The organism is Bacillus sp. ISL-46 (assembly GCF_018613205.1).
Genome location: NZ_JAGGQR010000020.1, coordinates 60,050 through 72,699, shown reverse-complemented (window position 1 = coordinate 72,699; position 12,650 = coordinate 60,050). Strand labels below are relative to the sequence as shown.

Genomic DNA, 12,650 nt, shown 5'->3' with positions numbered 1-12,650 from the left:
TCTCGTGATCTAGCTCCATCACTTAGATTTGTTGCTGAAACAGTTATTCCTATTATTGACGAAAAAGAATCGATCTAATAGGACTACTTGATAATTTTAAAAATAGGTCAATGTTCACAAAAGATACGAATATTTTTCTCTAACCTACTTGTATTTAATGCTTAAAACTTATAAATTATGGTTATTACATTAATATAGTTACAACATAGAAAGAGGGTTGGTTTCATGGGGATTGGTTTAAATACGCTACTATCAAAAATTGAAAAAACAAGGTTAGAAATGGTTGAATTAGCGCATCTTTACGGTTATTCTAATCCAAATGTAGTACAATGCAGCCAGAAACTCGATTCTCTATTAAATGTCTATTATAATTTTCGAAAACAATAATTCATGTCCAAAACATAAAACCTTCCGGCAAACCCGGAAGGTTTATTTTTGTCAAATGGGAATATTATTTTCCCAATAGGCAAACGTTAAAACGGAATTGTCCTTTTTAAGTTTTGACCTATGAGGTGAAGAAGAGTGCTTATTGAAACCAAAAAAGAGCAAAGATTTATCATCATTGCTCTGCTTGTTATAGCGGTCTATCTTTCTCCACTATTTATTCTCCAGGAAAATGCGCATATACGTGTTCATGATAATCTTGATTCGAACCTGGCTTGGTATAAGGTTTTAGCGAGAAGTGGAGAAATGTTCGGTCCTGTTAATGCGACGATACCCCAAATCATCAATGGACAATTATCGAGAAATGCCTTTGGGACTGAATACAGTATCATTGTCTGGCTTTACGCACTTTTCCCAACAATGATCGCCTATGGTTTAAGCCAAGCCCTGACAAGAATCGTAGCTTTTTTTGGCATGTATTGGCTCTTAAAAAAACACTTTTTACCTGGGGAGAAGTGGCTGTTTTTACAAATTGGAACGGCTCTTGCCTTTGCCTTAACGCCTTTTTGGCCGTCTGGGATGTTGAGTACGTTGGGGATGCCGCTTGCGCTTTGGGCACTTCTTAACATTCGCAAAGGTGAGGGAGCTTGGTCGGATTTTTTGGTTCTCACCCTCATACCTTTTTATGCAAGCATTGTTTTAGGATTTTTCTTTTTTATAACTGCGATCGGGTTCTTATGGTTAACTGATGGTTTAAGAGGGAAGGGATGGAACCTTCGTTTTTTGGCAGCGATTATTTATATGACCGTCATTTTTATGTTCGTTGAATATCGGCTCATTTTTTCATTTCTATTAATTGATGAACCGAATAGTCGGGACGAGTATCTTCATGCCACCTTGCCTTTTTGGAGAGCGATCAGGCTTACCATAAAAAATTATCTGCTCGGACACACCCATGTGATGACGGTTCATACGCTATTTATTTTACCTGCAACCATTACCGCCATATGGATTGTCTTCAGAAAAAAGCTTTGGAAGCAGGAAAGTCTATTTGTCTTTTTATTCTCACTAAATATTGTGCTATCGATCTGGTATGCTTTTTGGTTTTATGAGGGATGGGCACCTATAGTCAAGCGATTCCATTTTTTGGCTACCTTTAATTTCGCCCGTTATCATTTTTTACGGCCGATGGTGATTTATGCAGGCTTTGCCCTTGCATTAAAAGTCCTTTCGCTTCAAGGAGAGAGCTGGGCTAGAACAGCTAAGTGGTATGCCGTCTTGCAACTTCTCTTTTTGGGACTATTTAATGATGAAATCATTTATCGGGAAAAGCCTACTGTCAAAGCATTTTTTGCTGAGGAAATGTTCCATGAAATAGAGGAATATATCGCACTTCCAAAGGAAGAATATCGTGTTGCCAGTATAGGAATACACCCAGCTATCTCACAATATAACGGGTTTTACACACTGGATACCTATAATAATTTTTATCCATTAACCTATAAACATCAGTTTAGGAAAATAATTGAAAGGGAATTGGCTAAAAATAAAAAGGTTCGCAGATATTTTGATAAATGGGGCGGCCGTTGTTATATTTTTACCGCACAGCTTGGAAAACATTATATGATCAAAAAAGATTCTAAACGTCATTTGAAACATTTAGAACTGAATACGGGTGTCTTTAAAAAAATGGGAGGCCGCTTTATTTTTTCGGCGCTGCCTATCGATAACGCGAAAGAAAATCAATTATTGCTAATGAAAGTATTCGAATCGAAAACATCAGCATGGAAAATTTATTTATACAAGACTTTGTAGACAGCGGGGGTTTTAAACAGATGATGGAACCAGTTCTTACAATTGTTGTGCCTTGCTATAACGAGGAGGAGGTTTTACCTTTGACCATTGCTGAGCTTCAGCAATTGGTGAAAGAGCTGATTAACGATAGGCTTGTTTCTAAACAAAGCAAAATATTGTTCGTCGATGATGGAAGTCAGGATCGAACATGGGAATTGATTTATAAAGAGGGATTAAGAAATGAATTTGTACGAGGCTTAAAATTATCCAGAAATGTAGGTCACCAAAATGCATTACTTGCTGGTTTATTTACAGCAAAGGATCTTTCTGATTGCGTTGTATCCATTGATGCAGATTTACAGGATGATATCAATGTAATCCGTGAGTTTGTCCTGAAGTTTCATGAAGGGTGTGAAATTGTTTACGGTGTAAGGAAGGGGCGTAACACGGATACTCTCTTCAAACGAAGTACTGCCCAAGGCTTTTATAAGGTCATGGAAAAGATGGGAGTTGACCTCGTTTATAATCATGCCGATTTCCGATTAATGAGTAAAAGAGCAGTGCAAGAGTTAGAACGATTTAGCGAAGTCAATTTATTTTTACGAGGGATTGTTCCTCTCCTCGGCTTTCGCTCGGATGTAGTTTATTATGACAGGCTTGAGAGGCAAGCGGGTGAAACGAAATATCCGTTAAAAAAGATGCTCGCCTTTGCTTTTGACGGAATTACCTCCTTCTCTGTTTCGCCGATTCGCTTTGTGTTAATCATCGGATTGGTTTCTTTTTTCTTGAGTCTATTCTTTGGAATCTATTTTTTAACGCTAAAGTTTTTTGGGAATACCGAGACGGGCTGGACGTCACTGATTACTTCGATTTGGCTTATTGGCGGCCTGCAGTTAATTGCAATCGGATTGATTGGCGAGTATGTTGGGAAAATTTATAAAGAATCAAAACAGCGTCCAAAGTATATTGTTGATATCGATTCCTTTAATCTGCCAAAACCAAGACACCATTTGCTTAATCAAACAGTAGAGGATGAGTTTTATAATCTTGACCTTAGACAAATATCTGAAACCAACAACTAACTCACTTGTTCGATTTCTCCTTGTAGGCATTGTAAATACAATTATTGGTTTGACTTTTATGTTCTTTCTTCTTAACGTTGTGGGCTTATCCTACTGGACATCCACGTTTGCAGGAAATGCGATCGGGGCATGTGTAAGCTTTTTATTAAATCGGACGTTTACGTTTAAAAGTAATGTTTCCTTCCATAGAGGTCTGCCCAGGTTTTTCGCGCTTCTTTTTATTTGTTATTTTTCCGCCTATTTCTGTAGTGAGAAATTGGTCGGGCTGGCAAGTCAATTTGTTCTTCTTAGCACGTCTATTAAGGAAAATGCTTCCGTTCTATTAGGGAGTACTTTGTATACAATAGCCAATTATCTTGGACAAAAGTATTTTGTCTTCAAAAATCTAAAAACAGCGTGTTAGTTTTCCTGAAGTAGTAGTAAGCTCATTTTATTTTTTTGTCGTACAAACCTATTTCTCTGAATAAAAATGGATAGACAAGCTTCTACTCATTTATTAGGGGAGAGATATGGATGAATGTATTTTTGAGCTACATACTTTTAGGATTGTCACTAGCGGCTCCTATTGGACCGATTAATGCCGCGCAAATAGACAGAGGCATAAGAAACGGTTTTATGAACTCGTGGCTTATTGGAGTAGGTGCAGTTGTCGCAGATGGCATATATATGTTTGTTGTTTACATAGGAGTTGTCCAATTTCTTGAGACTGCATTTATGCAAACCTTTCTCTGGTTTTTTGGTTGTTTTGTACTGATGTATACAGGCATAGAAACCTTTATGAATGCAGGGAAGATTAATTTAGAGCATTCCAGAGGGAAGGAACCGCTGATCAAATCCTTTTTTTCTGGGTTCCTAATGTCGATATCCAATCCGTTAACCATTCTTTTTTGGTTAGGTATTTATGGGTCTGTACTTGCCAAAACAGCTACAACCTATAATACTGGTCAATTAGTGATTTATAGCAGTGCAATTTTTATTGGACTTTTAATCTGGGATATTGCGATGGCAAGTGTCGCTAGCAGCTTCAGACAATTTTTAACAGCCCATTTACTTGTAGTCATTTCCTGCCTATCTGGTCTTTCATTGATTGGCTTTGGGATTTATTTTGGCATGCAAGCCTTTAATATTTTACTTGGATAACAAAATAAATCCAGCGAAAAAACTCGCTGGATTTTTTATGCCGTTGGCCAAGGGTTCAGTACTTTTTTCTTAGTCTTTTTCCATTTGAACGACATGATTAAGGTAATTGCTCCAATAATCACAAGAAAGGCTAAGCTTATAAAAAAGCCGGGTCTGCTTGTTTTGTGAAAAAGTGTTCCACTGACAGCAATTAAAATAAAGAGGGCACCAATTGAATACATTATTTTTTCCTTTAGCTTTAACTCTAAGATTTTTCTTGAGGATGCAAGGATAAAGAGCCAATTATAAAGTAGCATTAATGCTGCTCCTGTTGTCACCCACTCATAAATTTGATCTGGCAGTACCAGTGCGGATACAATCGACGCAGTAATTCCAAGCATTGTAACTAGCAGTGCAGGGAGTGGAACCTTTAATTTTCCCTGTTTTGAAAAACTTTCAGGTGCATCGCCTTCTTCTCCAAGGGTAACAAGAACGCTTGTAACGCCATAAAGAGATGCTGTCATTGTCGAAAATCCTGCTATAATTAATGCTGCATTAAATAAATGCGGAACAAAAGTTAGATGGTAAGCATCTAAGGCAACCACAAATGTACTTTCCTTTGTATTAAATTGATTCCATGAAACGATGATGACCGCTAGGCCGATGGAAATAACATAAATAACCATCAGCGTAAACAACATCACTTTTCCTGCTTTTGGAGCCTCCTTTGGATCTTTTAAATTTGTTGCCATTAAACCTAAGATTTCTATTCCCCCGAAGGCATAGAAAGCAAATATTACAGCCGACCACAAACCTTTAAAGCCATGTGGAAGGATTTCGCTTCTACTATTCGGGTAATGAATCGGGTGATCCCCATTAATGACCCCAAAAATGGCTAGCAAAGCAATAACGATAAACATTAGTATCGCTGAGATTTTTAAGATGGCAAGAATATTTTCGAGCTTGTTTAAAACTTTTACTCCAATTAAAATAACGGCTAATCCTAAAACAGCGTATATTGTGGCGAAAATCCATAAAGGTACTTTTGGAAGCCAGAAACGAGAAAAAATGGAGAGGGCCGTCATTTGGCTTCCCATGATTAGCACCTCTGAGGACCAGTAAACCCAGCCGCTGCTAAATCCTGCCCATCTTCCATAGGCTTTCTTGGCATACGACCTAAAACCGCCCTTAAGAGGCTCTTGGGAAGTCATCTTTGACAGAGCATCATAGACAAAATAGGTACCAAGGGCAGCGATCATAAACGCAACTAAAATAGATGGGCCAGTCATCTTAATTGCTAAACCAGAGCCAAGGAAAAAACCTGTCCCAATTGTGCAACCGACTCCAAATAAGGAAAGCTGCCACCATTTCATGTCGTTTTTTTCGCCCGCACCGGCTTTAGATTTACTCATTGAAATTCTCCTTTAACTAAATATCCCGTCCGGTTGCTCCTGGTGATTTGTCGGTATTATCTTGATTATTATATTCTGGATCATTAAGGCCTGGCTTTTGCGTTTTGTTACCACCTAAATATACTGCTTGATGTTCCTTTTGCTCTTGTCTGAATTTATCAAAGTTTTCATTAACCACATTATCTCCTCTTTTCTCCTAAATGATATTTATTAAGATACTCGTCTGTTCAATTCTTATTCAGTTAAAAATTGATGCATTAGTTAGGTTTTTGATGGAATTAAATTTTCATTACATAATCAACCACGAAAAAAATGAAAATATAAGAGAACGAAAAAAATAAAAACAATAAATGCTGAAATAGATCGAGTAATAAATAATTGCGCTTTTCATTGAAAGGGGTTTATCACATGTTATCGACACAGCAGCTAGCTGAGTTACGGTTACAGTTGTTACAGGAAAAGAGTGAAGTGGAAGGGCATTTAGAACAAAATGATCATTTTGGATTAGAAAGAGGTCATTTTCATGAGTCAATGGGGGAGTTATCCAGCATTGATAACCATCCAGCTGATGAAGGAACAGAATTATATGAACGGGAGAAAGATATTGCTTTAAATGAACATTATCAATTTGAACTAAGAAATATAAATCATGCATTAGAAGCGATGGAAAATGGAACCTATGGAAACTGTGAGGTATGCGGAAAGGAAATACCGTTAGAACGTTTAGAGGCCTTGCCAAATACAACCTATTGTATTGAGCACAGCCCCGATCAGGTTACTTCTCACAAACGACCAGTTGAAGAAGGCGTTTGGATGCCGCCATTTGGTAAGTTTGATATGGATGAAAAAGATGAGAATGTAGCATATGATGCCGAAGATTCTTGGCAGACGGTTGCAGCATGGGGAACATCCGAAACTCCATCCGATTTAGCCTTCCCACAGGATAGTTATAGTGATATCTATTCTGAAGCAGACGAAAATATTGGCTATGTTGAGGACTATGAAAATTTTGTTGGAAATGACATGTATGGAAAGGAAATCAAGGTTTATCCAAACCCTCAGCATGAAAAATACGAAGATGCCCTTGATGAGGAAGGAATCATGACAAGCTTTGGGGATTTACCTGCATTTGAACACGACCCTTACGTTGATCATGATGAAAAATGATGGATTAAAAAAAGAAAACAGCTTTCAAGTGAGAGCTGTTTTCTCCAATTTTATTGTTTATCGTAGCCTTTTTGTGGAATGGGGATATCCTTACCATTTACATCATCAATAACGGCACCAATTTCACCTTCAGTATACGTGTCACTAGCTTGCTCATGTGTAGTGGCAAGCCCGGCAGAAAGGTCATCCGATTCTTGATAATAACTTGGATGATAGAAACTACCTGCCAATTCTTTTTTTGGATTAGCTTTCTGATTCTTATTGTCCATCTTAATTCCTCCCTTTTATGTTTGATACAAGGGTATTTTTTTCTTTTTTTAACAGGATTACTCCCCATAAAAAATAAATCTCAAATGGAGGTTACATTATGAATGAAAAAAATGAATTCCCATCTCGGGAAGAATTAGACGAAGCTTTTCATTTTCTGCATGACCAAATCAATAAAATTTCTGTTGTTGAAGAGATCGAAATGGTAAAAGAGGAAAGTCAAGGTGAAGAAGGATTATGATTTTGTATATGCCCAACATATCTTGAAGCAGGCAAGACTTTTTCTCTAGACCCATCTAGGTTACGTTTGCTATGATTTCTAGAGGTAATTTTAAAGGTGGTTTACTTATGGAGATGAGAGAAACTCTGGCTAAAAAAGTAGCCTGGATCAGTGTAATCAGTAACATTATTCTTACATTAGGAAAAATAGTCATTGGTTGGTATGGACATAGTGACGCGGTCTTTGCGGATGGGATCCATTCAGCAGCAGATGTCTTTGCTTCAGTCATTGTGCTGTTAGTGATTAAAATTGCTAATAAGCCTGCCGATGATGAACATCCTTATGGACATGGGAAGGCCGAAGTCATTGTTTCAGGCATTATTGGTATATTGCTTTTTCTCGTCGCCATTTATGTGGTTTACGAAGGCATTAGCGGTTTCTTTCATGAAGTGGAATCACCAAGCATGCTGGCGATGTGGGTCGCTCTATTTTCGTATGTAACCAAAGTTATTTTATACCGCAGTTCATTAAAGGTTGCGAAACAGAATAAGAGTAAAGCCATTGAAGCGATTGCCCTAGACCATAAAGCAGATATTGTCGCATCAATTGCTGCTGCAATCGGGGTTCTCCTTTCAATAGCCGGTAATCGATTCGATATCCATTTTTTACTATACGGGGATAAGGCAGCAAGTATTTTTGTCGCCTATTTAATTTTTAAAATAGCGAGGGAAATGTTAACAGAGGCATTTGATATTTTACTTGAACGTAATATTAATACAGAGACACTTCAAGAATACATCGCGGTTGTAAACGAGTTCCAAGAGGTAAAACGAATTGACCGGATTAGAGCAAGAGAACTGGGTCATTATGTATTGGTGGATTTACGTATAGCAATCGATCACTTTAAAACGATCAAGCAAGGGCATGACCTCGCAAAATTAATTAAACAAAATCTTATGGATAAATTTGATAACATTCAAGAAGTTTTAATTCATTTAAATCCCTATTTTGAGGAAGATGAATAATTCCAAAAAAACTCCTTTGTACTTTCGATGATTTGGGTTTATGATAGGAAAGGATATATAAAAGGTTAGAGGGAGTTGATATTTTTGAGTTATTCCGTAGACCCGGACCCAAGTAGGCGAGGGGAAGTCAATGTTATCTTTGAATGGATTGAATTGAATATCAAGAATATCAACTCTAGAAAAGGTTGTTGGCTTCCTCAAACAAATTGAGTGAGGAGGTTAAGTCATGCTGGAAATATTTAAAAGCACGGAGACAAAAGTTTTAGAACAAGTAGATGTAATCTCAAAAGGCTGCTGGGTCAATATGTATGCCCCAACACAAGAAGAAATTAATAAGGTATCAATGGATGCTCAAGTGGATGTTGATATCATCAAAGATGCCCTGGATGATGAAGAACGCCCGAGGATTGAACGTGATGATGGCCGGGTCTATATCATTGTCGATTTTCCCTACATTGTTCATGATGAAGATGGTTTTGCTGGTTATGAAACCATTCCAATCGGTATAATTCTTACGGACGAATGTATCATTACCGTTTCCTTAAAAGATACACCGATTTTAGAAGAATTTCGGAAAAACAGAGTGAAAGAGTTTTTTACGTTTAAAAAGACACGCTTTGCGTTGCAAATTCTGTTTGTCATCTCTTCTTATTATCTTCGGTACTTAAAGCAAATTAACAAGAAAACAAATGAAATTGAACGCGTTGTTCATCAATCGTTGAAAAATAAAGAGCTATTCGCCTTTCTGGCTTTAGAGAAAAGTTTGGTTTATTTTACGACCTCGTTAAAGTCAAATAAGGTTGTCCTCGATAAAATTTTACGCTTTAACTATTTAAAAATGTATGAAGAAGACAAGGACTTATTAGAAGATGTTATTATTGAAAAAACACAGGCGATTGAAATGGCCGAAACCTATCGCTCGATCTTAACAGGTATGATGAATGCCTTTGCATCGATTATTTCTAATAACTTAAACATTGTAATGAAATTCTTAACTTCCATTACAATTATTTTATCCTTCCCAACGATGGTAGCGAGCTTTTATGGGATGAACGTTGATATACCATTCCAGCATGCTACTCATTCCTATGCTATACCACTAGTAATCTCTGCTTTTTTAACAAGTTTAACAGCCTTCGTTTTTTGGAAAAAGAAATATTTTTAGATAACCAGTCCTGCATAGGGCTGGTTTTTTACATTTTCCTCTATTTTATCGTAATAGAAAATTAAAAGTTTTCCCAATTATATAGTGCTGATTATTTGATATTTACTATTGATTTTTTGAATAGGCTTAAATATCAATAGTAAAAGGAGGAGTTTCTGGTTGAAGAAAAGAAAAATTATAGGATCTGCACTACTTAGTTTTATGATGGTTATTTCAATGTCTGCAACCGCAGCATTCGGGGAGCGAACAAACGGACAGGAATCTTATCGGGTGCTAATTCAAGGCCCAGCCTCTGAAAAGGCAAGAGTCAAAGCGAATTTCGGTGTCCGCTGGGATTTTGCAAGCCAAGGATTTTCAACAACTGTTAATGCAAAGCAATATCAAGCACTATTAAACAATAAGAATTTAACAATTGAAAGATTACCAGAATTACAATTTATATCTAACACAGAATTAGCAGCGAAGCCTGGTGGTACTGCAGGATCAATTCCTAGTGATCAAACACCATGGGGGATTCAAGCGATGTATAACGATGCAACTGTCGCTAAAACATCAGGTGGAAGCGGAATAAAGGTAGCGGTCCTTGATACCGGTGTTAATGTAAATCATGCTGATTTAACTAGAAATATAGAACAATGTAAGGATTTTTCGCAAAACAAGACTTCATTGGTTGAGGGAAGCTGCGCCGATGGCAATGGCCATGGAACACACGTCTCCGGAACCGTGCTTGCGAACGGCGGGAGTAATGGTCAAGGAATTTACGGAGTCGCACCAGATGCAAAGCTTTGGTCCTATAAAGTATTAAACAACCGTGGCAGCGGTTATTCTGATGATATTGCAGCAGCGATTCGCAGGGTAGCTGACGAAGCCAAAAGCACAGGAGCGCACGTGATCATTTCTATGTCGCTTGGGTCTAGTACTAAGGATTCACTTATATCCAGTGCAGTGGATTATGCCTATGGAAAGGGTGTACTAGTTGTTGCAGCTGCCGGAAATGATGGTCCTACCAGCAATAGTATTGGATATCCTGGGGCATTGGTGAATGTTGTAGCGGTTGCGGCATTAGAAAATGTCCAGGAAAATGGCACCTATCGTGTCGCAGACTTTTCATCGCGAGGGAACCCGAATTCGGATGGAGACTATGTGATTCAAGAACGTGATGTAGAGGTATCTGCACCAGGAAGAGCAATTGAGTCGACTTGGAATGATGGCAGCTATAACACCATTAGTGGAACGTCGATGGCGACACCACATGTATCAGGGCTTGCAGCCAAGATTTGGGCAGCCAGTCCATCCATGTCGAATGTCCAACTACGAATAGAACTTCAAAACCGTGCGAAAGTTTATGATATTAAAGGAGGTACTGGATCAGCGGCGGGTGATGATTACACATCAGGATTCGGTTTTCCAAGGATAAAATAAATCATATAAGGGTTATCAGGTTAGGGAGCCTGATGACCCTTTGAGATTTAACTCTAAAATTTCCAAATAATTAGAAATAACTATCAGTAGGGAGCCATTTGTTGTAAAATAGGTATAAAAGAAAGGTGCATCTGGTGGCAATATGGAATTTGGAGCCTTAATAAAATTCTATCGAACGCAAAGAGGAATTACCCAAGCAGAGCTTTCCAAAGGGATTTGCTCAGTCCCGCATTTAAGTAAAATTGAAAACAATTCTAAAGAAGCAAACGAAGAAACAATTTCCCTGTTACTCAAGCGGCTAAATATAAGCCTAGAAGAGATGGAGGAAAAAGAAGAAAAAATCAAAATCTTACTTAGGAGTCTAGACGGTAAGATTAATTTTTATCTAAGGGATGAAATAGAAGAAAATTATCAGAAACTAGTGAAAATAGAACACCTCATCCCATTCTCCAAATATATGTATATTTACGAGCTATATAAATTTAGATATCTTATATTTAAGGGACTTGTTGAAGATGCAGAGCATCAAAGAGCTCTTTTATATAAGCAAAAGAAAAATTTTTCCCAACATGAAGATTATTTATTTCGATACTATCATGCGATATTCTTAATGTGGAAGGGTCAATATCAAAATGCGGATGATATCCTCGATGTTTTACATACAGAAAATAATAATGAAGTATCAAGTGGGGAATTTCTCTATCATCGATCACTTGTAAAAAGCTCACTTGAGCAATCAGGACATGCTATCCATTTTGGTAAGATGGCCCTGCAAATATTCATGAATCAGCATAACTTCATCCGAATTCTCCATACACTTATGCTGCTCGGGATTAATTATACCCACTCCAATATATATGAGGAAGCACAGGAGTATTTTCAGCACTTAATCCGCAACGCAGAATTATTAAAGAAAGATAAATTACTTCCCCAGATCTATCATAATATGGGCCATTTGCAATTTAAAATGAAGAATGCAAAGGAAGCTCTGTACTATTATCAAAAAAGTTTGGCCTTGCAGCCAAACAAAAATCAGCACTATCTAGTCACATTACATGCGATTGGGGAGCTGTACCATTCACTTAACTCCATCGAAAAAGCAAAAGATTGCTTCCAAGAAGTTAACTTATTGTCAAAAGAGCTGGGGGTTAAAAAATATAGACTCTTGGCGGAATTTTATCTCCTCCACATGACCTCGCCAGCAAAAGCGTTTAAATATTTGGAATCTAAGGTAATTCCCTACTTTGAAGAGGAAAATGAACATAGTGATGACCTAACCTGTTTTTATAAAATGCTTGCAGATTATTACAATCAAAAGGGTCTGGTTATTGATGCCGTTACTTATTTAAATAAAATAACTTAAATCAAAGGAGGCAATTTATATGAAAAAGTTTGTTGTCATAATGTTTTCAATCTCACTGATTGCACTTTTTACTTCAACTAAGGATGTGAAAGTGTCAACGTCAAGCAGTGACATGGCCTATTCAACTGGTGGACCTGCATATCATCCCATTCAACCGCCAATTGGCTGATCGTTATTAAAAATCCCTGAACTGATCAGGGGTTTTTTTTGAGGATTGGAATGTTAATTAA

At 37.5% G+C, this 12,650-nt stretch carries 15 protein-coding genes; 12 read left to right on the top strand and 3 right to left on the bottom strand.

Annotation, left to right across the window (positions count from 1 at the left end; all coding sequences use genetic code 11):
* Nucleotides 1-225: 225 nt before the first annotated feature.
* The 5 genes from J7E67_RS13270 (at nt 226) to J7E67_RS13250 (ending at nt 4,400) form a co-directional block, all read left to right on the top strand.
* Nucleotides 226-387: an aspartyl-phosphate phosphatase Spo0E family protein gene (locus J7E67_RS13270; protein WP_214714968.1), complete on the top strand. Its 162-nt coding sequence runs from the start codon at nt 226-228 to the stop codon at nt 385-387.
* Between the two features lie 135 nt (nt 388-522).
* Complete coding sequence (locus tag J7E67_RS13265; RefSeq protein WP_374102970.1) at nt 523-2,199, top strand: DUF6044 family protein; 1,677 nt, start codon at nt 523-525, stop codon at nt 2,197-2,199.
* 20 nt (nt 2,200-2,219) lie between these two features.
* On the top strand, nt 2,220-3,260 hold the full coding sequence (locus J7E67_RS13260) for a glycosyltransferase family 2 protein (RefSeq protein ID WP_214714970.1): 1,041 nt from the start codon (nt 2,220-2,222) through the stop codon (nt 3,258-3,260).
* Nucleotides 3,226-3,663 carry a GtrA family protein gene (locus J7E67_RS13255; RefSeq protein ID WP_251026748.1) on the top strand — a complete coding sequence of 146 codons (438 nt, stop codon included), beginning with the start codon at nt 3,226-3,228 and terminating at the stop codon, nt 3,661-3,663. Before J7E67_RS13260 ends, J7E67_RS13255 begins: the two co-directional genes overlap by 35 nt.
* Before the next feature lie 110 nt (nt 3,664-3,773).
* Nucleotides 3,774-4,400 (top strand): LysE family transporter, encoded by a 627-nt coding sequence (locus J7E67_RS13250; protein WP_214714973.1) that lies wholly within the window; start codon nt 3,774-3,776, stop codon nt 4,398-4,400.
* A gap of 35 nt (nt 4,401-4,435) precedes the next feature.
* Here the strand turns inward: J7E67_RS13250 and J7E67_RS13245 are convergent, their stop codons facing one another.
* Both J7E67_RS13245 and J7E67_RS13240 read right to left on the bottom strand, forming a co-directional pair.
* The gene (locus J7E67_RS13245; RefSeq protein ID WP_214714974.1) at nt 4,436-5,791 is read right to left on the bottom strand and encodes an amino acid permease; all 1,356 of its coding nucleotides are present in this window, start codon (nt 5,789-5,791) and stop codon (nt 4,436-4,438) included.
* Nucleotides 5,792-5,807: 16 nt separating this feature from the next.
* Nucleotides 5,808-5,969 (bottom strand): hypothetical protein, encoded by a 162-nt coding sequence (locus J7E67_RS13240; RefSeq protein WP_179195943.1) that lies wholly within the window; start codon nt 5,967-5,969, stop codon nt 5,808-5,810.
* A 230-nt stretch (nt 5,970-6,199) separates the two neighbouring features.
* Between J7E67_RS13240 and J7E67_RS13235 the strand changes: the two genes are divergently transcribed.
* Complete coding sequence (locus J7E67_RS13235; protein ID WP_214714975.1) at nt 6,200-6,958, top strand: yteA family sporulation protein; 759 nt, start codon at nt 6,200-6,202, stop codon at nt 6,956-6,958.
* A gap of 50 nt (nt 6,959-7,008) precedes the next feature.
* On the opposite strand, the gene J7E67_RS13230 is transcribed toward J7E67_RS13235, so the two are convergent.
* Entirely contained in the window at nt 7,009-7,227 is a 219-nt protein-coding gene (locus J7E67_RS13230; RefSeq protein WP_098930799.1) for a YozQ family protein, read from the bottom strand.
* Between the two features lie 98 nt (nt 7,228-7,325).
* Between J7E67_RS13230 and J7E67_RS13225 the strand changes: the two genes are divergently transcribed.
* From J7E67_RS13225 to J7E67_RS13200, 6 genes are all read left to right on the top strand, one after another.
* Nucleotides 7,326-7,466, top strand: coding sequence for a hypothetical protein (locus J7E67_RS13225; RefSeq protein WP_214714976.1), 141 nt, complete (start codon nt 7,326-7,328; stop codon nt 7,464-7,466).
* Nucleotides 7,467-7,573: 107 nt separating this feature from the next.
* Complete coding sequence (locus tag J7E67_RS13220; RefSeq protein ID WP_214714977.1) at nt 7,574-8,470, top strand: cation diffusion facilitator family transporter; 897 nt, start codon at nt 7,574-7,576, stop codon at nt 8,468-8,470.
* 226 nt (nt 8,471-8,696) lie between these two features.
* On the top strand, nt 8,697-9,635 hold the full coding sequence (locus J7E67_RS13215) for a magnesium transporter CorA family protein (RefSeq protein ID WP_088089439.1): 939 nt from the start codon (nt 8,697-8,699) through the stop codon (nt 9,633-9,635).
* Nucleotides 9,636-9,794: 159 nt separating this feature from the next.
* On the top strand, nt 9,795-11,057 hold the full coding sequence (locus tag J7E67_RS13210; protein WP_214714979.1) for a S8 family peptidase: 1,263 nt from the start codon (nt 9,795-9,797) through the stop codon (nt 11,055-11,057).
* Between the two features lie 142 nt (nt 11,058-11,199).
* Nucleotides 11,200-12,420: a helix-turn-helix domain-containing protein gene (locus J7E67_RS13205; RefSeq protein WP_214714981.1), complete on the top strand. Its 1,221-nt coding sequence runs from the start codon at nt 11,200-11,202 to the stop codon at nt 12,418-12,420.
* Nucleotides 12,421-12,439: 19 nt separating this feature from the next.
* On the top strand, nt 12,440-12,589 hold the full coding sequence (locus J7E67_RS13200) for a hypothetical protein (protein ID WP_214714982.1): 150 nt from the start codon (nt 12,440-12,442) through the stop codon (nt 12,587-12,589).
* The last annotated feature ends 61 nt before the right edge of the window (nt 12,590-12,650 follow it).